The organism is Vibrio cionasavignyae (genome assembly GCF_050337155.1).
In the GTDB taxonomy this organism is placed as follows: domain Bacteria; phylum Pseudomonadota; class Gammaproteobacteria; order Enterobacterales; family Vibrionaceae; genus Vibrio; species Vibrio nomapromontoriensis.
In genome coordinates this window covers 188,638-213,388 of the sequence record NZ_JAKJSR010000014.1, presented here as the reverse complement: position 1 = coordinate 213,388, position 24,751 = coordinate 188,638, and the positions used below count along the sequence as shown (strand labels likewise).

19 protein-coding genes are annotated in these 24,751 nt (G+C 44.0%); 11 read left to right on the top strand and 8 right to left on the bottom strand.

The features are described 5' to 3' along the window. The first annotated feature begins 547 nt into the window (after positions 1-547). The 3 genes from L4D74_RS11535 to L4D74_RS11525 all read left to right on the top strand — a co-directional run bounded on the left by L4D74_RS11535 (position 548) and on the right by L4D74_RS11525 (position 4,588). Positions 548-1,795 carry a porin gene (locus tag L4D74_RS11535; protein ID WP_428752250.1) on the top strand — a complete coding sequence of 416 codons (1,248 nt, stop codon included), beginning with the start codon at positions 548-550 and terminating at the stop codon, positions 1,793-1,795. 412 nt (positions 1,796-2,207) lie between these two features. After that, positions 2,208-3,404, top strand: a complete 1,197-nt coding sequence (locus L4D74_RS11530) for a porin (RefSeq protein WP_428752249.1) — start codon at positions 2,208-2,210, stop codon at positions 3,402-3,404. 287 nt (positions 3,405-3,691) lie between these two features. Continuing rightward, a complete protein-coding gene (locus L4D74_RS11525) occupies positions 3,692-4,588 on the top strand; it encodes a hypothetical protein (RefSeq protein ID WP_428752248.1) in 897 nt (298 codons plus the stop codon). A gap of 85 nt (positions 4,589-4,673) precedes the next feature. Here L4D74_RS11525 and L4D74_RS11520 read toward each other — a convergent pair whose 3' ends face one another. Continuing rightward, positions 4,674-5,555, bottom strand: a complete 882-nt coding sequence (locus tag L4D74_RS11520; RefSeq protein ID WP_428752247.1) for a LysR substrate-binding domain-containing protein — start codon at positions 5,553-5,555, stop codon at positions 4,674-4,676. Between the two features lie 91 nt (positions 5,556-5,646). On the opposite strand from L4D74_RS11520, the gene L4D74_RS11515 reads away from it, so the two are divergent. The 7 genes from L4D74_RS11515 (at position 5,647) to idi (ending at position 12,992) form a co-directional block, all read left to right on the top strand. Then, positions 5,647-6,528, top strand: a complete 882-nt coding sequence (locus tag L4D74_RS11515) for a DMT family transporter (RefSeq protein ID WP_428752246.1) — start codon at positions 5,647-5,649, stop codon at positions 6,526-6,528. A 91-nt stretch (positions 6,529-6,619) separates the two neighbouring features. Beyond that, entirely contained in the window at positions 6,620-7,630 is a 1,011-nt protein-coding gene (locus L4D74_RS11510; RefSeq protein ID WP_428752245.1) for an ABC transporter substrate-binding protein, read from the top strand. Positions 7,631-7,901: 271 nt separating this feature from the next. Next, positions 7,902-8,795 carry an ABC transporter permease gene (locus L4D74_RS11505; protein ID WP_428752244.1) on the top strand — a complete coding sequence of 298 codons (894 nt, stop codon included), beginning with the start codon at positions 7,902-7,904 and terminating at the stop codon, positions 8,793-8,795. Further along, on the top strand, positions 8,795-10,033 hold the full coding sequence (locus tag L4D74_RS11500; RefSeq protein ID WP_428752243.1) for a quaternary amine ABC transporter ATP-binding protein: 1,239 nt from the start codon (positions 8,795-8,797) through the stop codon (positions 10,031-10,033). Before L4D74_RS11505 ends, L4D74_RS11500 begins: the two co-directional genes overlap by 1 nt. Before the next feature lie 386 nt (positions 10,034-10,419). Next, complete coding sequence (locus L4D74_RS11495; protein WP_428752242.1) at positions 10,420-10,938, top strand: hypothetical protein; 519 nt, start codon at positions 10,420-10,422, stop codon at positions 10,936-10,938. Positions 10,939-11,053: 115 nt separating this feature from the next. After that, positions 11,054-12,226, top strand: a complete 1,173-nt coding sequence (locus tag L4D74_RS11490; RefSeq protein ID WP_428752241.1) for an MFS transporter — start codon at positions 11,054-11,056, stop codon at positions 12,224-12,226. Positions 12,227-12,455: 229 nt separating this feature from the next. Beyond that, a complete protein-coding gene (gene idi, locus L4D74_RS11485; RefSeq protein WP_428752240.1) occupies positions 12,456-12,992 on the top strand; it encodes an isopentenyl-diphosphate Delta-isomerase in 537 nt (178 codons plus the stop codon). A 69-nt stretch (positions 12,993-13,061) separates the two neighbouring features. Here the strand turns inward: idi and L4D74_RS11480 are convergent, their stop codons facing one another. The 5 genes from L4D74_RS11480 to L4D74_RS11460 all read right to left on the bottom strand — a co-directional run bounded on the left by L4D74_RS11480 (position 13,062) and on the right by L4D74_RS11460 (position 18,378). Further along, positions 13,062-14,246 (bottom strand): hypothetical protein, encoded by a 1,185-nt coding sequence (locus tag L4D74_RS11480; RefSeq protein ID WP_428752268.1) that lies wholly within the window; start codon positions 14,244-14,246, stop codon positions 13,062-13,064. 72 nt (positions 14,247-14,318) lie between these two features. Further along, on the bottom strand, positions 14,319-15,011 hold the full coding sequence (locus L4D74_RS11475; RefSeq protein WP_265676992.1) for an ABC transporter ATP-binding protein: 693 nt from the start codon (positions 15,009-15,011) through the stop codon (positions 14,319-14,321). 98 nt (positions 15,012-15,109) lie between these two features. Beyond that, positions 15,110-16,345 (bottom strand): ABC transporter permease, encoded by a 1,236-nt coding sequence (locus tag L4D74_RS11470; RefSeq protein WP_428752239.1) that lies wholly within the window; start codon positions 16,343-16,345, stop codon positions 15,110-15,112. Beyond that, the gene (locus L4D74_RS11465; RefSeq protein WP_428752238.1) at positions 16,335-17,576 is read right to left on the bottom strand and encodes an ABC transporter permease; all 1,242 of its coding nucleotides are present in this window, start codon (positions 17,574-17,576) and stop codon (positions 16,335-16,337) included. The genes L4D74_RS11470 and L4D74_RS11465 overlap by 11 nt, the downstream gene beginning before the upstream one ends. A gap of 52 nt (positions 17,577-17,628) precedes the next feature. Then, positions 17,629-18,378, bottom strand: coding sequence for an outer membrane lipoprotein-sorting protein (locus L4D74_RS11460; protein WP_428752237.1), 750 nt, complete (start codon positions 18,376-18,378; stop codon positions 17,629-17,631). Positions 18,379-18,651: 273 nt separating this feature from the next. Between L4D74_RS11460 and glgC the strand changes: the two genes are divergently transcribed. Further along, positions 18,652-19,908 carry a glucose-1-phosphate adenylyltransferase gene (glgC, locus tag L4D74_RS11455; protein WP_428752236.1) on the top strand — a complete coding sequence of 419 codons (1,257 nt, stop codon included), beginning with the start codon at positions 18,652-18,654 and terminating at the stop codon, positions 19,906-19,908. Between the two features lie 145 nt (positions 19,909-20,053). On the opposite strand, the gene L4D74_RS11450 is transcribed toward glgC, so the two are convergent. Beyond that, entirely contained in the window at positions 20,054-22,483 is a 2,430-nt protein-coding gene (locus L4D74_RS11450) for a chitinase C-terminal domain-containing protein (protein ID WP_428752235.1), read from the bottom strand. A 509-nt stretch (positions 22,484-22,992) separates the two neighbouring features. Next, entirely contained in the window at positions 22,993-24,573 is a 1,581-nt protein-coding gene (locus L4D74_RS11445; RefSeq protein WP_428752234.1) for a BCCT family transporter, read from the bottom strand. Positions 24,574-24,751: the final 178 nt, after the last annotated feature.

Below are 24,751 nucleotides of genomic sequence, written 5' to 3'. Positions count from 1 at the left end.
ATTACCGCATTTGGTGGATAGCACCCTCATTTATCCCATAGCTCGCCCCAAAACCACATCTAAAAAGGTAAAAAATCATCAACATAACCAAAGCAACCTCATCCCCCACGCAAAAGACTTGCGCCTGACACACTCAGCCACCTTCAAAGCCTCAAGCTTATAACCCCAAAGAGTTATTTTTATCATTCACAGAAGTAATATAAAAAACTAAATTAAAAACCATGCAGTTATAACGAGAAACATCCAGTTAACATCAATCTTATTTTCTGCCAGTTACCCCCTACCAACTATTGATAAACATAATAGTTAGAAAATCATCGGTCCAATTTATGTGACCTAGATTAAACACCTGTTTGAAAGAAATATTTTACACTTAACTCAAATGGCACGTAGATGAATTCGCGAGCTGGAATTCAAGAAAAATATACAAAACTGAAATACTAGCAATATGTAAACCTGTCCCCCAACAGTGGTATTTAAAAATAGAATTTATTTTTAAATGGGGTAATAAACTCCCAAAATGGATAACAATAAAAAGGAAATAAATATGAAAGGTCTATTTAAACTTTCGACACTTGCAATCAGTGTATTTGCCGCTTCGCAAGCTGGTGCGATTGAGCTTTATAATAACGAAGGAACCGTTGTTAATATGACAGGTGCTATTGCTGCACAAGTCAGCAAGTACGATTACGATGAATCAACGATTATTGGTAACCCCGCAGGTCTCGACTACAACAGCGATGCCACCCATATTGAAGACCCGGGCTCTTATTTTGGTTTTGATGTAACGCACACTATCGGTAAATGGTCAGCACTGGCACGTTTAGAGTGGGATGTGAACTTTGGTACCAAAACGGACATCAATGCTGATTTCACGGAACAAGAAGCCCTTAGCGACCGAATCACTTACGCAGGCTTTCGTCATGAAGACTTTGGTAGTGTTACCATTGGTCGCCAAGAAAGCCCATACATGAAGACAGATAAAGGTTACTACGCCTACTGGGCAGGCGGTTTAAATATGATGCAATCCGATGAACTAGGCAGCCGCCGCTCACCAAACACGATTGTATGGCAACACGATTTTGACAACTTGTACGTGGGTCTTCAATACCAAGCGAAACGTTCTGTAGACAACATTAAGTTTGGTAATGGATTGAACTTTGGTTCTTTCTTGGTTGGTGGTGAGTTCGACGGTACTAAGTTGAAATACGGGCCTGCAATCCAAATTGATGATGGATTCGGTGCTGCAGTAACTTATACATTTGACACTGCAACTTACGTGGCCGTTTCTTACAACCAAGCGAATGGTATCAACGGTAAAATGTACGACTACCTATCAGAAGGTGATTATGGTGTAACGCAATCAGGAAATATCACTGCAACAGACGCAGACATTAAGCAATATGCTATCGCTATTGAACAGCACCTAATGGACGGTGCTTTATCGTTATCAGCTCGATTTGAGCAATTCGAAGCTAAAGATGGTCTTAACGCGTTTGACAGTAGCACACATAACTTCGGCCTAGGTGCCAACCTATATGTATCTGAGAGTGTACGTATTTATGGTGGATATGAAATGGCCAAGGAAACCGATAATAAAACAGATTCAACTACTTCAGAAGTCTCAATGTTTAATATTGGTACAGCGTGGGCGCCAGTACCATGGGGTGAAGTGTACCTAGAGAGCTACACTGATGATCTTAAGCTAAACAAAGCAGCTAACTATACGACCGGTGAAATTGGTGCAGAGTCAAAAGGCACACACTTCTTCCTAGGTGCAGCGGTATTCTTCTAAGCCTAATCTAGATAAAACGTATCGACCATTCCAGCCCTTAAGTTCCCTTAAGGGCTTTTTTTACATCTCTCCAACAACACTAAATCGTCATTTCTATTAAAGTTCCATCAACTATTTTGCTCACAAATCAAACAAGCTGCCCCATCAATTAAACTTATTAATACAACACCTCAATTACACCCTGATAATCGAATGCATAAAAACTTATAAAAAAATAAACTGTGATAACCCTCATGAATGCAATGGCATTTTATTAATAGACTGCTTGTGATTATTACTGGTTATTAAGACGATTGGTCATATTAACAAATATTATACATATCAATAATCGAAGTATTACCTAATTAATAAAGTAGTCGCTAGTGTTTTAAACAAACACTCGCTTTTAATTACCTAATTTAAGTACAAAAATATGAAGCATTTAAATTTTTCGCACGCCCTTTCCCTGCTAACTTTGGCAACTTTTTCTTCCACTGCAGTAGAGCTCTACAGTGATGACAACACAGAGCTGACGATGTACGGCGCTATTGCTGCCCACCTAAGTAGTTATCATTATGACCCAGAATCTCCTATGGGGAGTGGCAGCGCCATTGGTTACGAATCGGGTAACCTCTATATCGAGGATCCCGGCTCTTGGATTGGATTCGACGTCACCCATACGCTCGGAGATTATCGCGCCATTGCTAAACTTGAATACGATGTCAACTTTGGCACTCAATCCGATGAATCCGATGTCGCTTTAGCCCAGCGACAAACCTATGTAGGCTTTGGCCATACGACCTATGGCGACATTACGATTGGTCGCCAAGAAAGCCCCTATGTAAAATCCGACGTCGGTTACTACGCCTATTTTGCGGGCGGATTAAACATGATGCAGTCAGACCAGCTGGGCAGTCGTCGAACTAAAAACACCCTGATATGGAAAAAAGAAACCGATAACTTCTATATTGGGCTGCAATATCAAGCCAAGCGGTCCGAAGACCACATTGGATTTGGTAACCGTTTGAACTTTGGTGCATTTCTACCGGCAGTGAGTGACGAAATCACCATCGATAGTGGTTTTGGCGCGGCCACTAGTTACACTACATCCTTTGGTACTTATTTTGTCGCAGCCTATAACCAAGCCAATGATATCTCAGGAAAAGTGATTGATTTACTCGGCGATGCAGACCAAGAGATCACCCTAAGTAATGCCAATATCAAACAGTTGGCACTTGGCGTAGAGCACCACTTTTTAGACGGCGGTGCTTCCCTGTCTGCTAGATTTGAACGATTTGAAGCTCGCAACGGCACCGGTGGGACCGACTTAAATACCACCACCGACAACTTTGGTCTAGGCGCAAACCTATATGTTTCAGAATCTGTGCGCATTTATGGCGGGTACGAGTTTGGCATTGAGCGAGACAACAACACCAATGCCGTTGCTACCAAAACATCCATGTTTAACCTTGGCACCGCATGGGCGCCTGTTCCTTGGGGAGAGGTCTACCTAGAGTCATACTCTGATGCTGTCACGTTAAACAACTCAACCAATTGGGTAACAGGTGGGATTCATGACTACTATGGCAGGAACACTCACTTCTTCCTTGGCGCGGCAGTATTTTTCTAACTAAGGACAGCCTAAACAGCTAACTCCAAACAACTAATTCCAAATAAAGAAGCCCTACTAAACATGGAAACAAGAGGCCATTTCTCTTGTTTCCTCTTTCTCCGGCCCCTTCCCTCCTCACACTAATCTCATACCGACCTCTAGGAACCAAGAACGCGCCATTTCTCTTTTATTTTCCGCTCATACCCATACCCTTTCTAGTGTCTTTCGAGAAAGATCACAACAAAGTGCTATTATTTTACATAGAGTTGTATTGATTAATTACTAGACAGCAAGGAAGGTAAGGTATGTACGACCTAAAAAAAGAGTATGACCAGTTCGGCCCTTGGTTGGTCGAAATCAAATCTGAACAAGATATTCCTCCGCAATTTTCCGAGCAACAGCATTTCTTTGACGATGCCGTCTACAGTTTCAAAATACCTGTTCATCAAGAACGTAGGAACATGAAACCGGGTATGTTGCTCTACCCTGAAGTGGTCATTATTCAAAAAGACTTCATTTTGCATCTGAAGATAGATGGCGAGCGTATTCAGGCTGAAAAAATGTGGTATACCGATGTGCTCTTTCTCACTCATGGAGGAGATTTACTCGATAATTATATCGGACTACAGTCCATTCAAGGTGAAATGGTGATCAAGTACAATCTTGTCTCTCAAGACGTTGCTAGCCATGTCATCAAACTGCTACGCGAAATGGTATCACCACGTACGCGTTACCCAGTTTCCAATGAGTTAAATGACCACAGTTTGCAAGACAAAGTGACCTACAGCTTCTATTGCGGCACAGAAAAAGCACTAGACCCTTTGCACATTTTAGCCTATCAAAGCGAGTTCTCTCTCACTGAACGAAAACGAAGTAGCCTCATGGATTTATACCATAACTTCGTGCAGTACAAACTTCTCCGATCGATGATCATGACCGATGGCGTCGATTTGATCATCGCCAATCAGGGCAAACACATTATTGATATCAAGGATGCCAATTATAAATTTGGTCATACCTTTATACGTTTGGGGCTTATCGAAAGTATCTCATTGAAGCCGCACCCCAACTTTCCCGAATTAAATGTGTTGATCATTAAAGTGGCACTGTGTGAATTCACCTTAGCGGTCGATAAAGATTTTTCTATCGATAAAGTGCTGCAACTGCTGCATAACACCCATCAAGTAGAAGAAATGGTTTAATCGAAATTTCCTGACGCTCACGCTGTCTGCTGCGTAGTGTCAGGACCTTCGCCGCCATAGCTAGTAAATCGCAATCCACGCACTATTAGACGCATTGCTGTTGTAGCCAATTCGCCAACTTTTTGATTTCAGGTTGACGAGCTCGACTGGTTTTATAAACAAAGTAAAAATTGTCCCCTGTTTCTAAACCATGTGACGGTATCATGACTAAATCTTGCAGATCTCTCTCAGTCATCATATAGCCATTAGCAAACGTGATGCCTTGGTCATATTTAGCCGCTTCCACAGCCAACAACATATGACTAAAATGCTGCATATCGAGGTCTTTAGGCAGCGTGATACCCCCTGCTTCGCACCACTTTTGCCAATCTCTGCCCCTTTCCCGAAACACCGAGTCGGTTGACAGTATCGGGTAGTTCCAGATTGCTTCTGGTAACGGTTTATCGTGGATTTCTTTCCATATTTTTTGGCTACAAACCGGATAAAGAACTTCGTTATATAGCGGTTCAGCGACGTAATTTCGCGCGGGCTGTTCAACGGTAATGAAGCAATCTCCGGTTTTGTCGGAAAGATCAGGATCCTCCGCCACCATGTTTAACGTCAACTCAATATCTGGGTACAGTCGCTTGAATTCCGACAATCGTGGTATTAGCCATTTTACGGCGAGAGAGCTATATAGAGCCAAACGGATCGTCCCTTGCTCACCCTCTCTAATTCGTTGGCTTGCTTTGGCAATAGACGCGATAGCAGGACTCACTTCTTCTAAGTACTGCTCGCCACATTCCGATAAGGTCAATTTTCTCCCTTGTCGGATAAACAGTACCTCACCCAAATAATCCTCAAGTAGGCGAATCTGATGGCTCACTGCACTTTGCGTGACGCTCAACTCTACCGCGGCGGTCGAAAAGCTTAAATTTCGAGCCACTGACTCAAAACAGTGCACCGCTCTCAATGGAGGTAGCTTCATTATCTAAATACCTCATGCTAAGACAATATTTATCATTTAACTTCATCCTAAAAGATCCCTATCCTCTGGTAAAGCTACGAAGGAGAATTCTATGAAAACTATGTCAGTCACCACCGCAATGTTATTGCTTGTTTTTGGAAACCAAATTGCGATTTTGTCTGATGCGATGATTAAGAGTGTGGGCAATGATGTAGCGGTCTTCCAATTCGTTTTCTTTCGTCAGATTTCAGCGGTATTGCTTTTATTACCTCTCTTTTTGCTTAGTAAGCCGAAGAACCTAACTGCAGGGCTTAAATGGCACATTGTCCGCGCGCATGTCTGGCTGTTTGGCGCGGTATTCATGGTTTATGCCATTTCATCCATGCCTTTAGCCACCGCTAACGCGATTTTTTATGCCGCACCGTTAATGATGTTGCCGCTGGCTGCCCTGTTCTTTGGCGAAAAACTCTCTTCACAAACCATTGCTGCGGCAATAATGGGATTTGCTGGAGTCCTGGTAATTATTCGACCCGATCAAATCGATTTTGCCGCCCTTGCTGCTTTGGTGGTCGCATTAACTATTGCCGTGAACAATTTGCTTATCCGTAAATTACCGAAAGAACAATCTGTCGTGCACACCCTGCTCATTACTAACCTAGTTGGCATCCCAGTATCCCTGTGTTTGGTGTATTTGGAGGGCGAGGCATGGGACTGGAGCGCCTTTCCTACCGCAGCAGCTTCAAGTACTTTTATTTTGATATACGCCGCGACGTGCGTGTTGACGTATCGTGCCGTAGACAGCAATAAAATCGCCAGTGCCGAATACAGCGGACTGATTGGCGCTGTGGCTGTTGGTCTATTATGGTTTGGGGAGATGCCTGATATCTTCATGGCAATCGGAACCTTGATGATCGTAGTGCCTATTATATGGCTAACTAAACGAGAAAAAAGACGCAACCGATCGCATATTAAATCAACATTAATTGACAATTAGTGATCTAGGTGTGAACAGAATGTGAATGAGGTTTGTAATATTTTTTCATATTTCATATACTTAATTGTGAACCCTGATATGGAAAATCATTATGAAACACCTTGCAAGGAAATTGCTAATCTCTTCACTGTTCGTCGCTTCATCCCTCCAAACCGTCTCTGCTAGTGAATGTGAACCCGTCACCATCGCTGACATGAACTGGAACTCAGCTACTCTCATTGCCAATATCGATAAGTTTATCCTAGAAAACGGTTATGACTGCCCAACAGAACTTGTTCCTGGCGATACCATGCCAACTGGCGCATCCATGATTTCAAAAGGTCAGCCAGATATTGCCCCTGAGTTTTGGAGTAACTCCATGCGTGAAGCACTGGATGCGGGTGTAAAAGAAGGTCGTATTAAATACGCAGGTACAACACTGTCTGATGGCGGAGAAGAAGGCTATTGGGTACCCGCTTATATGGTAGAAAAAGATCCATCTCTTGCAACCATTGAAGGCGTAATCGCTAATGCCAAGCTCTTCAACCACCCTGAAGATCCAGCTAAGTCAGGCTTTTATTCCTGTCCAGCAGGCTGGAACTGCCAAATTTCAGCAGGCAATCTATTTACCGCACTTAATTTAGAAGACGCTGGATTCGAAGTCATTGATCCAGGTTCAGGCGCTGGCTTATCTGGTTCAATCGCTAAAGCTTACGAGCGTGGCGAAGCATGGTTTGGCTACTACTGGGCACCGACTGCTGTATTGGGTAAATACAAAATGGTTAAGGTCGATTTCGGCAGTGGCGTTGACGCTGAACACTTCAAAGAGTGTATTACCAGTGAAGACTGTTTAACCCCTACAGCGACAATGTACCCACCTTCTGTTGTAGAAACGGTTGTGACAACGTCATTTGCAGAAAACTCGCCAGCCGCGATGGAATACTTCGCTAAACGTGAGTTCAGCAATGAGCAAATGAATGGTCTACTGGCTTGGATGGAAGATGAGCAAGCTGACGGTGAATTTGCCGCTGAGCATTTCATGAAAGAATACAAAGATACATGGGCTGCTTGGCTACCTGCTGATGTTGCCGCTAAAGTGCAAGCTGCTATCGACGCATTGTAATTCGAGCGTAATTACTATTCATCGTAGCGAACGAGCATTGATCATTGACGAGTGTTACCTGTTTCGATCAATGCTCTCTTTATAAGAAAGATAAGTATGGTCGCCTTTGGATTAGCGTAATTCTTCACCTTTTAGGCAAAGATGCTAAACCAAGCGACCTTTTTTGCTATTGAGCCATGGTTTTCCTTTTAAGGGGTAACCAATGACAAGCCTTTGTGGTGATGCATTAAAATGGCAAAAAATAGTGGCATAAGTGGTCAAGGAGTGACAGATGTCCGATGCCAGCTGGTTGAGTGAAATTCCTCAACTTGATAGAAAACAACTACTCGATATACGAAAAACACTTGATGGTGCATATAGAGAGTTCTCCAGAGAATACGGAGACACGATTGAATCGTTATTCGATCCTCTTCTAAGCTTCCTAATTTGGTTTGAAAAACTGCTTCTCGGTAGTCCATGGTGGCTTATCATTGGCATTTTGGCAGGGCTGGCTTATGTCGCTAGTCGCTCGTGGAAGCTCACCCTTTCCGTTGCCGTCGCCTTCTTTTTGATTGGTTTCTTTGGTATGTGGGACAATACCATGCGAACCATGAGTATCATTCTCGTCTCAACCTTTGTCGCTATTGCCCTGGGTATTCCCACAGGGATACTAATGGCGCAATCGAAAAAAGCCCGAGCCGTCATCACCCCGATTCTCGATATCATGCAAACGATGCCCGCTTTCGTTTATCTTATACCCGTCGTTATGCTACTCGGCATCGGTAAAATTCCGGGCGTTATTGCTGTTGTTATCTATGCGATTCCACCGGTTATCCGTTTAACCGATCTTGGAATACGCTTAGTTGATAAAGATGTGTTAGAAGCCTCTACGGCCTATGGCGCAAGTCCGATGCAGCGTTTATTTGGTGTACAGGTGCCACTGGCGATGCCAAATATTATGGCAGGGATTAACCAAACGATTATGATGGCGCTAGCAATGGTGGTCATTGCGTCCATGATTGGTGTTAAGGGATTAGGTCAACCGGTACTTAAATCTATTACTAACCAATACTTTACTCTTGGTCTTCTAAACGGCCTCGCTATCGTAGCTCTGGCTATTATCTTTGACCGCGTCTCGCAAAGCTATGCTAAGCGTACGCAAGCACATTTAGGAGGACGAGACTAATGACTCAGCCTCAACCTATTATTCAGATCAAAAATCTGTACAAGATCTTCGGCCCGAAAGACAAATCCTACTTACAAGCGGTGAAAGACGGCGAAAGCAAAGATGATCTTCTTGCTAGAACCGGTCATACCCTTGGGCTGCAAAATATTAATCTTGATATTTATCCCGGTGAGATATTCGTTATTATGGGATTATCGGGTTCTGGTAAGTCGACGATGATTCGTCACTTTAACCGCCTCATAGATCCATCAGAAGGCGAAATCATCGTCGATGGTTCCGATGTAATGAAACTCTCTAACCAAGAGCTACGTGACTTCAGACGTCATAAGATGTCGATGGTATTCCAGCGTTTCGGGCTACTACCGCACAAAACCGTTATCGACAACGTCGCTTATGGATTGCAAATTCAAGGTTTAAGTAAAGAAGACCGTTACGCAAAAGCGGGAGAATGGATTAGAACCGTAGGGCTTGATGGGTATGAGCAACAATACCCTAGCCAACTCTCTGGTGGACAACAGCAACGTGTCGGGCTAGCTCGAGCACTATGTACTGACGCCGATATTTTGCTAATGGATGAAGCCTTTTCTGCACTCGACCCGTTAATTCGAAGTGAAATGCAAGATCAACTGATCGAACTGCAAGAGAAACTACATAAAACCATCATCTTTATTACCCATGATTTGGATGAAGCACTACGAATCGGTGATCGCATTGCAATTCTTCGTGATGGTGTTGTCGTCCAGCAAGATAAGCCGGTAGATATCTTGTTAAACCCAGCCGATGATTACGTCGAAGCATTCGTAAAAGACGTCAATCGAGCAAGAGCACTTACTGTTGAAACTGTTATGCAGCCGCCTATTGCTCGTATTACCGCAGAAACACTGGGGGAAGCGATTACACAAATGCGCCGATCGTCAGAAGACTATGGTTATGTCGTCAACGATGATGGTTACCAAGGTGTAATTACGCAAGAAACGTTAGACCAAGTCGAGCAAAAAGATTATCACAAAGAAATCCCGTCTCAGATGCTTGACGATGTCCCTGCCGTTCAAAGTGATGCGCTACTTGAAGCCGTTATACCTGAAACACTAGACAGTGATCATCCACTGCCTGTTGTCGACGACAACGGCGACTTACAAGGTCACCTTTCAAAATCAACACTTGCCGATGTGTTAAGTGATACTTCTCAATCAGACGATGAAGCGAAGCCGTCTGCGGTAAAGAATAACGCTGCATAATCGCAGCGCTGATACTGAGCATTGAAAACACCCTACATATAACACTTAATCACACCTCTTTGGTTGTGATTAAGTGTTATTCGTTTGCCACCGAAACCTTCACTAAACATACCCTCCCAAAACACGCCAACCCCATTTCATCAGTACAAAAAATAGTATTCTCAGCCACTATATAATGCATCAAGCACAATTTTGCTCACCAACATATCTAACACTCAAATACCACTGCTTACATTTTAAACAACAATACACACAATCGATACCGTACGGCTGCTTATTCCAATAATTCAGATAGTTGCCTCACACCCCCTAGTGACCCGAAATCCATGTGTCTATAGAATGCGCGCCCAAACCGTTTTACTTTACTCCCTACAGAGAACCTGAACATGAATCAAGTATTCAATTCTGCACATATTACAAAAACTGTCCTACTTACACTTTGGATTGTCGCGGGCACCGCTATTCTTCAAGAGCTTGGTATTCACGACAAATGGCCAGCTTTCCTTGCGCTTATTTTCTTCTTTGAAGCAAAATTCGATCTAAGCAAACTAAAGAACATTTTTGCAGCTGGCATCGCTGGTATTGCAATGGGTATGTTAATCCCTTCTGTTCTTGGCGCATTAGCACCGTACGTAGGTGGCCTAAACGCATTTTACATCTATGTAGGTGGCGTAGTACTGATTACCATCGGTTTAGGCCCTGTCGCACACTTTGCGTTTAGCTACATTACGTTCGCGTACGTTGTTATGTGTATCCTACATAAAGATCACGTTGTTGAGCACGGCTTCTCTTGGATGGCAACAGGCCTACTAGGTGGTGCAATGTACATTGCTGGTGTGACCGTTATCGCTAAGTTCCTAGCTCAGAAACAAGCTAAGGCAGAACTGCAAGCAGCTAACAGCTAACAGCTAACAGCTTGATAAGGCCTTGATATTCAACTATCAAGGCCTTTTTCTTTCATTTTATAGATATTTCTTGTACAACAGTCAGTGTCTTAGCCCCAACTCCGGATACTACTCAATGAAAAACCTGCCATGGAATGCTTGGTTACTCGCGACCGTTCAACCTTTTGTGCTATCCGTTGGAGCACTCAATGTGTTTCTTGGTGGTATTATTGGTGCAGCCCTGCACGATTCACCCGCTTATGCGACGCTACCTGTCACCACTTTGATCCTTGGCGTCTCACTGAATGTTTTCCCTGCTGCAAAAGTTCAACGTCTTATCGGTCGGAAGAATGCTTTTATTATTGCTGCAATCGTCAGTAGCCTAGCCGCGTTTTTTGCCAGTTGGAACATTGAACAAGGTCACTTTTGGGGCTTTACTCTCAGCACTTTTATCTTGGGTACCCAACTCTCCTATGTAGGCCAATACCGCTTTGCGGCGATAGAGAGCTGTAACAGCCCTTCTCAACATCCATCCGTTATTAGTTTAGTTTTGGTCGGCGGAATCGCCGCAGCATGGGTAGGTCCGGAGCTATTAAATTTAGGGCAAATGGTCGCCGTATTCGACTCGGAATTTGCCAATGCCTATGTTGCTCTAGGAATACTCGAAGCGGTAGGGGCGTGTATTTTAGCTATCGCTATGAAGCCGCTCGAGGTTAGAGAAACCGATAGCAATTCGGGGCCTATGCGTACCATCCCACAGCTTTTTCAACAGCCAATATTATGGCTATCGATCGGTTCTGGATTGACAGCCTATGCGGTGATGGCATTTTTAATGACAGCAACACCGCTGGCAATGTCGGAGCATGGGCACGATATCCAAAGTGCAAAGTGGGTTATTCAGAGCCACGTTATGGCCATGTACCTCCCTTCTCTAATCACCCCATTAATTATTAAGCGCATTGGTCTCTATAGGCTTATCACGGTAGGGTGTGTGATTTTCCTTGGCTGTATCGCTGTTGGCTTAGCTGGCCATTCTGTACATCATTACTGGTGGGCGCTTGTTGCTTTGGGAATTGGTTGGAACTTTTTATTTATAGGCGGAACCAGTTTACTACCTCAAACCTATCAATCTCATGAACGATTTAAAGTCCAAGCGGTGAATGACTTTTCCATTACTACGTTTCAGGCTGCCGGATCACTAGGCGCTGGCATTGTGTTGTTCTCACAAGGCTGGACGTGGATGCTAGTTGCTTCTCTATTTCCAATAGCTCTGCTTATGCTTCTTAATTTTGCCGTCAAGAAGGCCTAACAGTCCACCCGCCATGTCTTAATGCACACCTAGCCAATCATCACATTGACTAGGTGTGCATTAGATTCTTCTGAAAATCGTCAACACTACGCTTATTTTAACTGGCGTTCTAGAAATAGAATTATGCTATAGTCGCCGCCACTCGCGAAAGGAGCATCGTGAGCTATCTTTACAAGTAAACAAGGCTTGGAGCTTTGCTCACTTTATATAAAGCGATAAGGCAAACGATATGTATGACGATGTAGTGATCATTGTAGATCGATTAGGCAATCAAATTGGTGTAGAAGAAAAGTTAAACGCTCATCGATTAGGCCTAAGGCATTTGGCGTTTTCCGTATTGCTTTATCGTGAAACCAGCGATGGATTTGAGTATTTACTACAAAAGCGAGCTATCAGTAAATACCATAGCGGTGGCCTATGGACCAATACGTGCTGCTCTCATCCACGTCCTGACGAGAAAATCACACAGGCTTCTTCTCGCCGCCTTTATGAAGAGATGGGAATTGAAGATACATTGAATTTTGAAGAGATTGGGCACATTAGCTACTGCGCCAAATTTTCTAATGGTCTAACAGAAAACGAGCTCGACCATGTGGTGATTGCTAATATTGATGACATTAGTACCCAGTTAAATCCCGATGAAGCTAGCGACTGCAAGTGGTGGAAAGAAGCCGATCTCGACGCTAGGTTACTTACTCACCGCGATGAATTTACCGCGTGGTTTACGCTTGTTTATAACAAAGCGCAGCAGCATATCCATAAGTAATTAAGTAAGTCACTCCTTAATTACTAAACAATTGGCTAAGCACGATCGGACAACGGTTTGCTATTACCTTTAAAAAGACCATTTTATATTAGCAAACAGCAGTGTAGAGGGGGTTTCTCCAAACAAGCTCTCTGCACTGCCATCAAATCTCTGCACGACCGCGAGCAATTGCCAGTCATCGGCTAATGAATAGCGGTTAGACACACCAATAAAATACGACCCATCTTGGTAGTAACTTGCTGATGCCGTGAACTGACTTAACGGTGACAGATCAAAACTCACATCGGCATACCCTGTATAGCGAGTAAAACTAAGTGTTCTCGCCGTCAATGGTAAGGTTAAATAAGTCGCGGCATCAAACGCTTGTTGAGGCTCACTAATGTATAGAATTGAAGCCCGAGCAAGCCAATTACGTTGTCCGCCAAAGCTATAGTCCGTTTCTACACTGGAAACTATAGTTTGTTGATAAGTTTGCCCTTGATAGTGCTCTAACCACGGGTCGAACCAAGTCAATTCTCCCCGAATACCCGCCCCTTTAATATCCCCTGCAAAACCAGCTCCGAGTACATTGTCCACCCCCGAACGTCCTATCAAGGTTTGCATATCCCAACCTTGAAAGTTAAAGAGATAACGGGCGGAATAACGCAGTAAATTGCTGTCTTTGCTTGGGCTGTATACCACATCGACACTACTGGCAAAACCTAACTTCCGACTAATGGATATGGCATCGGTTCCCGGCCTTTCCTCATAATCAAAGTCATAAATTGAATATGCGTTGTAAAGATCATTAGGGTTCCATATCGTATTCATCGCCCAATTAACACGATAACGTCCAATACGAGAGCGCCACTCCTCTCCCTGCCAATCCAAATACAAGCGGTCAAATTGGCTATTTACGATAACCTTGTCGTTATCCACAATATTACGTGATAGATCAAAATACCCGGCATCCCACTCCGTCACTTGCGAGTAATAGGGTAACGACACACTGTCTCCCATCAGTACTCTATTACGCATCCCCGCGTTAAAACGAAATGACGGAGTAAAACGGTATTCATAGTTAAAGCGTTGATGAATCAGGTGATCCAATGCGTTATCACTATGATCAGCTACCAACCCCGTTGCCATATATTTAACGTACCCCCCTAGATCCCAATGACTCTCTGGCACGAGCCCTGGGATCTCCGCTTTGACCTTTATCATGTAGCAGGCTGCACCCACAATAAAAATGGTCGTTACTAATTTCTTTAGCATCATTGAATCATTACGCCTGCTTGTGCCGTGAGGTATGGGTAGATCGTTAAACTGACGATTAACAACATGCTATTATTGACCACTTTGCAACGTGTCTGACACGAGTTGCCCGTCTTCAAACACAATCACTCGTTTTGCTCTCTTAATGACTCGAGGATCATGAGTAGAAAAGATGAATGTGGTCCCCTCTCCTTCATTTAGCTTTTGCATAATGTCTAACAGTTCACTCGTGCTTTTTGCATCTAGATTTGCTGTTGGCTCATCCGCCATTACAAATCGGGGCTTAGACGCAAGCGCACGCGCAACGGCCACTCGTTGCTGCTGCCCACCCGACATTTTTGCTGGACGTTTATGCTTTTGATTCGATAGTCCAACCTGATCCAGTAATTCATTAGCACGTCGACGACATTTACCCTCTTCTACGCCTTGTAATTGCATAACAAACTCTACATTCTCCATCGCCGTCAATACCGGTAGCAAGCTGTAGTCTTGAAAAATAAAACCAATATGGTCTCGTCGAAATGCAATACGTTGTTTCTCAGATAACCCAACAATATCTTGCCCATCAATGATAATCTGACCTGACGTTGGCTCATCAATACCGCCTATCATGTTAAGTATGGTGGTTTTTCCTGAGCCTGAAGGCCCCATAATCGCGACAAACTCACCCGGTTCGATCGTCAGAGACAGCGCTTGCACGGCATGAACTGGAAATTCACTATCTGCATTATAAATCTTGGTCAAAGCGCTCATTGATATTGTCATAACTTAAACACCCACTACTCGATAAATCATGGCATTCCACACCATAAATTGAAAAGTCATACGCAAAAATCCGATTTGTTCGCTAAGGAATCCCATTACTAATTTCTCTCTGCCATAGCTTCTACGGGTCGTTGCTTCAAAATTTGCCTTGCTGGATACAGCGCTGCGATGCTAGACGCAAACAGAACCGTAATAAACACCATTAAGTACTGGTCAACACTGACCTGAGGATATAAAACCGTATCTACGCCATATACTCCAAGACCGTCTGAATGTGAACCAAGGGAAATTCCGGTGACGTTCAATACCCCAATAACGAGTGCACTGCTAAACACACCTAGTACCGCACCCACACAGCCCAAAAACAATGTCTCTGAAATTATTAGCATAAAAATCTTGAACTTAGGCATACCGACGGCCATCAATACACCAAACTCTTGAGTGCGTTCAAACACTGACATCAGCATAATATTGATAATGCCAAACCCCATTGCGACAACAAACACAATCAACATCACTTGATTGCTCACGTCCATGGTGCTCATCATTGATGCAAGTAATGGCTGTATGTCGAACCACGCTCTGGCTTCATTATCTGGCGACAGTAAAGCGTTGATTTTAGTCACCAATGTTGCGATGGATAGGCGACTGTCTGCGCCCAGTTCAGCAGCGGCTAAAATAGAGAACTCATGCACTTCGTAAAGGTGCGTTATCTGTTGGATGTCGGACTTCTGAACGAGAACATTGCCCTCATCATAATTCGTAGATGGTGTTTTGAAGATACCTTTAACCCGAAAGGCGGCGCCCGTGACTTCCCCAAATTGGTCGGTTAATGTCAAAACGACTTTCGAGCCTACTCTTAGCTTTAATCGTTCGGCGTTCTTCTGTGATACTAAGATCGGGTGCCGCCCTGTTCCATCAAACCACAAGCCGTCAATAATATGTTGGGATAGTGGGGTAAAACTCGCTTCTACCTCGGGATCGACACCGACAATTCGAACACCCCGTGTACTGCGGGCAGACGCTATCATCCCATCAATTAAAAAGCGGGAGCTCCATTTCAATACGTCGGGTTGATTATCTAAACGTTCCGCGATCGCTTGAGCATCAACCACGTAGGCATTAATATCCGAATTTTCTTTAAACTGCTTATTTTGAATCTGTAAGTGACTGGTTTGCCAAGAAATAGCGTTGTGTACCATGTTATCGACAAGCCCATTCATAAAGCCCATCATAGTAATAACACCAGTCAAACCAAACACCATTGCCCCGAGCATGATGCTGGTTCGTAGTTTATTTCTCCAAAGGTTTCGCCACGCCAATTTAATGATCATGACCACCTCCTTTTAACGCACTAACCAGGTTAAGGCGTAGCACTTTCCAAGTTGGACCGATCAAGCAAATGAGTAACATTAGTGTGACCGCAAGCGCCTGATTGATAAACAGACCTAAGTTAAGATAAACAGGAAGAATAGGTTCAAATCCAGCTTCTAGCATGACCTTAGCCGCTTCGCCAGTGATATAGATAGGATTAAAGTAGAAGTACCCAAGAATCGGCATGGCGACGGCAAAGCCAAGCGCAATCCCTAAAATACAAATAAAGCTTGATTCAATAAATAACAAAGAGACCAACTTTCCTCGACTCATGCCAGCCGCCAACATAACCGCAAACTCTCGTTGGCGCTCCAATGTCATCATCATGACCGTCGCAAACAAACCAAAGCCGACAATGCCATAAAGCAAGTAGATGAGAAAAATACCGCCTGCTCGATCCATTTCTATTTGCTGCGCCATGTCTGGTGAAAGTTCTTTCCAATCTCTTACTCGAATAGTATCACCGCAATGATTTGTTAATGACGCTTCTACCGAGTCAACGTCGCTAAGAGCTTGTGTATGTAAAACCCAAGATGTCAGCTGATTTCCGGTACTGTATAATCGCTGCGCCTCGCTTATTGGCATATAAACGAGTTGATTATCCAAGCTCATTACTGGAAATTTCAGAAAACCATTTACAGTGTAAAGCCCCGAAGCTGTCTGCCCTTGGTAGCCTTGTCCGTACAATATTATTTCGTCACCAACCTCTAATCGTAGATACTTGGCTAATCCTTCACCAATGAGGACACTGCGACCCTTTTCGGACTCACTATCAAAGTTAAAACGTCCATGGGAAACCTTTTCACTAATGCCGGAGTAACGATCTTCAAGTTCGGGGTTAACGCCCAGCACCATCACGCCTTTAGAGCGATCGCCCGCCGCTGCTAATGCGACACTTTCTAGCCTCGGTAAGATATACTCGATTGACGCCTCTGACTTAAGGAATTCAAAATCATTCAAATTACCCGACAATAGATCATCAATACTCCCATTGTCGGCGTAATCAGGATCTTGTAACTGAATCAACCCAGTATAAAAACGTGCCGCGTTATCAATATTGGCGTTATAACTCCCTTCCTGAAAACTTCGTGTCAGCAACGACAAGCAAAGCGCTAGCCCCAGCGCAGAAGCCGTTAATATCGTCCTTCTTTTTTGTCGCCACAAATTACGCCATGCAAGCTTAACCAGCATTGAGTCCCCTTTGTTACTGTTTATTATCACTCGTTGTCTGAGTGCTTAACGATTATCTCAAGGTTTTCATTTGGCTTTGTGAGAAGAAACTATCTTCAATCGCAAAGTCAAATTGCGCTGCATGGGTAATCATTTCGGTCTTATGACCCGGTTTATCCGCAGGTACCATTTCCATGCGCGTCGCGACCATTCGATTACCTAAACTCTTAACGTCAAAACTCTGCATCGTGCTGACTTTTTCATCAAACTCATCGTAAAACTCAGCTTTACGCTGTAAATAGGACGATTGCGAAATCCAAAGCCTGACTTTACTCCAGACAACAGGGGCATCTGGCCTAGCGACCGCATCAATCACCCAAGTGTCCACACCGTCGAAACTTTCTTCACCTACCAACTGATGGGTATAGTCCACAACAATGGACGACTGGTTGATGAGATCATCGTTGGTAAAATCTGACCCCATCCAAGACTGCCCTAACATTGAAGGGGCAATCTTGATCACTCGTTCGATATTGGGAATCCAGTTCCACATTTCTCTATCTCGCTTGAGCGATGCCGACCCCTTGTCTTTGGCCGGAGCTGTCACCAGAACAAGCGATAAGGTTTGGTTTTTAGTCCAACTTTTCATGCTCATACTACGAGTCCACTCTGGCCGAATGATCCTCATCGTCAACTCTGAATAACTGGAGTCTCCACGCATCGATTTATCTGATTGCTCGACGATCTCTGTCGGAGTCTGAGCGAATAACCATCCGCTAGGTAACCAACAAGATAACAATAGGATGTGAGTTATCCATTTCATACGCGTTGACCTTTCTTATAATGGATTCGATACAATGAACTATAACAATTTCAAATAGTAAGATATGTGATCTCTCTCGTTACCCCCTCCTCTTTTCCATTGATTTTGTCTATTTATGTTTCTGCCATCGTCAATGCCCAAAACCGGTGCATAGATAAAACACGTTTGATTAAGATGGTGCAAATAGCAATGACTTCGCTATGTTTATCCCACAAATTCAACGAGTTATAAATTGGCTTAGTTTTTGTATGGTTTGTCCTACACTACTAATACTTGTCACGTTCACAATGGCACCACTCAAGGAGAGTCGCTATGCAAGATGTTCTCGCAATCGTACTAGCAGGAGGGGTTGGATCTCGCCTAAGCCCTTTAACCGATGACCGAGCAAAGCCAGCCGTGCCATTTGGTGGAAAATATCGAATTATTGATTTCACACTTACCAATTGTCTTCACTCTGGACTGCGGCAAATATTGGTGCTAACACAATATAAATCTCACTCTTTACACAAGCACATACGAGATGGCTGGTCGATATTGAATCCTGAATTAAAAGAATTCATTACGGTTGTTCCTCCACAAATGCGCAAAGGTGGTAAGTGGTACGAAGGCACCGCTGATGCGATTTATCACAATATGTGGCTACTCTCTCGCAGTGAGGCTGAACATGTGATCGTCCTTTCTGGTGATCACATATACAAAATGGACTACGCCGCTATGATCGACGCCCATAAACAATCAGGCGCAGAACTTACCATCGCTTGTATGGACGTCCCGAGGGAGGAAGCCTCGGCTTTTGGTGTCATCGAGACAAAAAGTAACCAGCAAGTGATTAGCTTTAAAGAAAAACCCAGTGACCCGGCATCGATGCTAACGAATCCATCAAAATCACTCGTTTCAATGGGCATATACGTATTTAACATGAACGCCCTAAAAGAAGCACTGCATCAAGATGCCGAAATTGAGTCTTCAAGCCACGATTTTGGTCATGATTTAATTCCCAAATTGATCGATAGTTTAGGAGTCTACGCGTATTATTTTGGTGAAGAGACTGGCAGAGTTGCAAAAGATTGTTACTGGCGAGATGTAGGGACCATTGACTCATTTTATGAAGCGAATATGGACTTGCTTGAACCAGTCCCCCCTATGAATCTCTACCAAAATAATTGGAGAATTCGAACTTATGAACCTCAGCTCCCACCAGCTAGAACCGTCTCCTCCGCTACTGGAAACGAAGGAATTTTTATCAATTCCATTATTTCGAATGGCGTGGTGAATTCAGGGGGCTCAGTACATCGTTCGATATTGTCATCCAACGTAAGAATTAACGATGGTGCCACCGTTGCTGATAGCATTCTATTTGATGGGGTTACGGTTGGGGAGCAATGTCAAATTAGTAACTGTATTATCGACAAGCACGTCCTTATTCCCCACGGTACAATCATTGGTCAAAACGCTGCCGAAGATGCGGCGCGATTCACTATTTCTGATAAAGGGGTCGTCGTCGTTTCAGAAGGTTACGTGTTTACTTAAGGTTACGAGTTTATTCAAGGTACGTCGCTACTTAATATAATCCCGCCTTACCATACAGGTCAGGCGGGATTTTTATTGTTTTAAGTAAGCTTATTAGCCGTGGCATAGCATACTGAATAACGCGACTCTTAGCGTAGCGTTGAGATTACAACGTACACACCTCTTCCCAGCTACCATCACTACCAGGAACAGAGTTCGTCCACCATTTAGCCTTATACACCACGCCGTTGTGACTCATTTGGTCACCGCCACTGGCATGACTCGGGTTCCCTTGCCAATCCGTTTGTGGGAAGTTAGGGTACGCATTCACACCTGTTGAGCTGCACGTCCCAGGGGTTCCGCCGTCACCACCGCCATTATTGCCGCCACCTGTTGTTAAGTCACCAAGAGGGAGATCAGGCTGCTCAAATGCAAACGCATAATCCACACCATTCACATTAACCGTATAATTGGCTGGGCCAGAGATAGGTAAGTAGTAAACCATATCTAGCTCATACGTTGCGCCTGCGGGTAAGTTTTTCCAACTTGGTAGCGTAAAGGCCACGCGGTGCATCGGCCCATCAAGCCCGCCGATATTATTTGCTCGAGTATGACCAGAGGCAATGACTTGAAGGCCGCCGCCAGACTGATCTTTTGCGTTATCCGGTGCAGATACAGGAATATCGAATTGGAATTCAGTGCCACCCGGTATATCGCTGCCAGTGTTATTGGTAAAGGTTACTTTAGGGTTGATTGGATAGTTTTGGTCACCGACTTTGAAACCACCAATGGAAACGGAAATATCTACCGCTTCCGTTGGTATCACGCCAGTGGCAACGCTATTTCCATAAGGTGTCGCACTCAGGAATTTATCGTACATTGCCTTGGTCATGCTATTACCCATATGGTATTCACCATTACCCGACGCACAGGCTTGTTCAGTAAGATCGATCGCGCCACGATTTCCGTTTGCGTCAAAGATGTAGCAGTTATAGTCGCCCGCCAACTCCCAGAACATGATGCCACCAATTTCTTTATCAATGACGTAGTTCGCTTTGGCATTGATTGAATCAATATCCTCTGTCGACAGGAACACTTTTTTATCCGCGTTCCATAACCATGGCGCGACAGCGACACTGTCATAGTGACGAGTATAATTCCCGAACAAAACATCATCAGGATCATTAACCGGATCTAGACCGTAAGCGGTTGCATAAGAACCCATAATGCCTTTTTCTAAGTTCTTTGCATGCCACATAGGGTTAGAACCTGCCCCCATTTCGACACCATTGGCATCCTTATCGTGCCACATGTTGTCTATGCCTAATGCACCATAGCCACAATTGTTCTTCTCACCTTCACCTGTACCAGCTGCACATTCTGCTTGATTAGGTAACGGTGCGCGCCCCCAAAGTCCATCCGTGCCGCCAGTAACATTTTGCCAGCCACGTGTGTAATAAGGTACGCCAATATTAATTCGACCCGCTGGCATGGAACCGCGGAAATAGTGGTAAGCCCAATCGGTATTTAAATACCCTATACCACCATAGGCGGCCGTTCCATATACATTCCACTGAGCCAACTCTGAGTCTTTGCCCGTATCATACAAAGCAGCATTATGACCCACATGATCATTCCAAGCGCCGTGTAAATCGTAAGACATGATGTTGACGTAATCCAAATACTTGGTTACTGCCATGGTTTCCATTCCTCTCAACAAATAGCCGGAGGATGGCGCTGCAATGGTCAACATATAGTGAATGCCGTCTTGCGCACTGGCTGCATCCAATTTTTCACGGAGTACTTTCATCAACACATGATAAGAGTTCATTAAATAGGCACGTCGAGATTCCGAGAAAGCCACATCGTCTGGATTCCCTGCTCCTGCCATTGATGTAGGGTACTCATAATCAATGTCTAGCCCGTCGAACTGGTAGGTTCGCATCATTTCTACCGCAGAAGTGGCAAAGGTCTCGATACCTTGTTGGTTAATCGATCCATCCGCATTGGTTGTCATCGTATAGAAGCCGCCATCGGCCACTCGACTACCGTCAGCCGCAAAGTGACCACCAGTCTCAGCCCAACCACCAATCGAGATCAGGGTTTTTACACCATGCTGCTTTTTAGCCGTGGCTAGTGCACCAAAGTGACCTTTAAAACCTAGAGTCGGATCGACCTCGACACCAGGCCATTCCTTGTTTACCGCTGCATTGTTAGGATCGTTAACGTCACCAACATTAACCTTACCATCAGACCCAATACTGACAAATGCATAATTAATATGGGTCAATTGTTCCCAAGGAATGTCATTCACTAAGTAAGAAGATTGAGGATCATCGCCTGAACGCCAGCTGGTAAAGTAACCAATGACACGTCTAGGGTGATCCGCCCCCATTATTTCACGCCCTTCAGTATCATACGCAGTACAATATGGCACATCGATACCCGCTGTTTTATAGAGCCCATCCGGACGACATTCCGAGTTTGCTACCGGTACCGCATTCGCTTGCATGTGGAAGGAAGTCGAGCAGATAGCCGCTAAAATACTGACTTTGCCCCACTTTCTCGTGCGTTTAATACTATTAGTGAATTCCATTACCATTCTCTCCTTGGATAGTGTGTAGTTCTGGTTCTGCCATCGTTATCGATCCCTAAAGCGCAGCGCACTTCTTAACAAGGCATTTACATTAACCAGATCCACTTTAGCTTTGAAGAAAATAAAGTGTGTACTTTTTGCTCCTATTGAGTATTTTGTAGGCGAAAAAACCAAATTGACTCGCAATTAAATGCGTAATCTATGTAAACCGACACCACTTATTTTGCAGCGATAATACACTTATCAATTACGATAAATCACCAAAATATGTTTAATTAATGGGACGATTCTCTCCTTTAGTCATGCTATCAAAACAATCTATTTTCAATGCTCGCACTATTTTCCTAACGCATCAGGCACCCAACTCAATATAAATTAAGCCAATCAATAGATCAGAATGAATACACCAAGACAATAACAATGTTATGAGTTTGGTTTTTACATTCCTCAACCCCGAAAAAAGGAGCCAACTGGCTCCTCTGATTAAATCTATGACAACAAACTCAGTCTTATCGATATTCAGGCAGTTCCGTTTTTAAGCCCTTTATCAAACTAAAACACATCAGCAGTAATACAAATACGAACGGAAGCGCTGTCGCCACAACGCCGGATTGCAACGCTTGTAATGCTTCTTTACCACCAATCCACAACATGACACCCGCTATTGCGCCTTCAATACAAGCCCAAAAAATCCGTTGCGGTACTGGAGCATCAATCTTACCACCAGCCGTTATACTGTCGATGACCAAGGAACCCGAATCTGATGAGGTAATAAAGAACACCAAAATCAGTACAATTGAAATCACTGAAAGTACTTCACCATATGGCAGAGCGTCGTACACGTGAAACAAAGTCAGTGAAATATCCGTGAGTCCTGTCGCGCCGAGTTCACCAATATTGTTCATGACTTGATCAATCGCGATACCACCAAATACCGACATCCAAATCACAGTGACCACGGTTGGGATACAAATAACCGCCAACAGAAACTCTCTAACCGTACGACCTTTAGAGACACGAGCGATAAACATCCCAACAAATGGCGACCATGAAATCCACCAAGCCCAATAAAAAACAGTCCAGCCATGCATCCAAACAGTATCATCACGACCATGAGGAATGCTTAGCTCGACAATATTCCCTAAATACCCCAACGTGGTTGTCCAAAGAGAAGACACAGCCACGTCAAAGCTAACAGCGGTCACAAACACCAACAACAAGAATGCTAAGATCATATTGACGTTACTGAGTACCTTTACCCCGCCATCAATACCACGAATAACAGAAACAACAGCGATCATTGTGACAAACACAATGACACCAAGCTGCATCCCTATTCCGCCATTTAGGCCAAATACGTAGTTAATGCCACTTGTTGCTTGCTGAGCGCCTAAACCAAGAGAAGTTGCCAGACCAAATAATGTGGCAAGCACCGCCATAATATCAATGACATGCCCTAACCAACCCCACGCTCGATCACCAAAAACGGGATAGAACGCTGAGCGGATTGAAAGCGGCAGTCCTTTGTTATAAGTAAAGAAGGCTAGAGATAGCGCAACAATGGCGTAGATACTCCAGCCATGAAAGCCCCAGTGAAATAATGTCGCGCCCATAGCAAGTGACTTTGCCGCTTCCGTATTAGGTTCAACATTAAGTGGGGTGCCCCACCAATCGGTGAAATAAGCTGTCGGTTCTGCTACGCCCCAAAAGAGCAAGCCGATACCCATACCAGCCGCGAATAACATCGCTAGCCAAGAAATTGTGGAATGTTCTGATTTAGCCTGTTTACCACCAATTCGAATTTTGCCTAACGGCGAAATAAGTAAAGCTAAAGCAAAAAATATAAAGAAGTTGGTCACCCACATAAAGAAGACGTCAAAGTCTTGGATGATGCCGTTTTTAACACTGTTTAATGCGCTAAGCGCTGTGGAAGGTTCAACGATAAGAAGTGAAAGTAGACAGAGAATAACCAGTGCGGCGCTTGTCCCGAATACTGGGTTATGAATATCAAACCCCCATTTTTGTACATTGTCCTGACCGACCTGATAGTCCGTCGTCTCAATACTATATTTCTTTAATGCTTTTTCCATAAATACAACTAATACGCTTCCTACTTGTTTTACTCACATGAGAAAACAAAAAAACCGCCCTCCATTTATTTAGAGCTCTAATTAATAATTCGGCGCAGATGCTAACACATGTTTAAAAATGGTTCAAATCCAACCTATTCTAGAGTAAATGACCACATATACACTCATATACAGACAT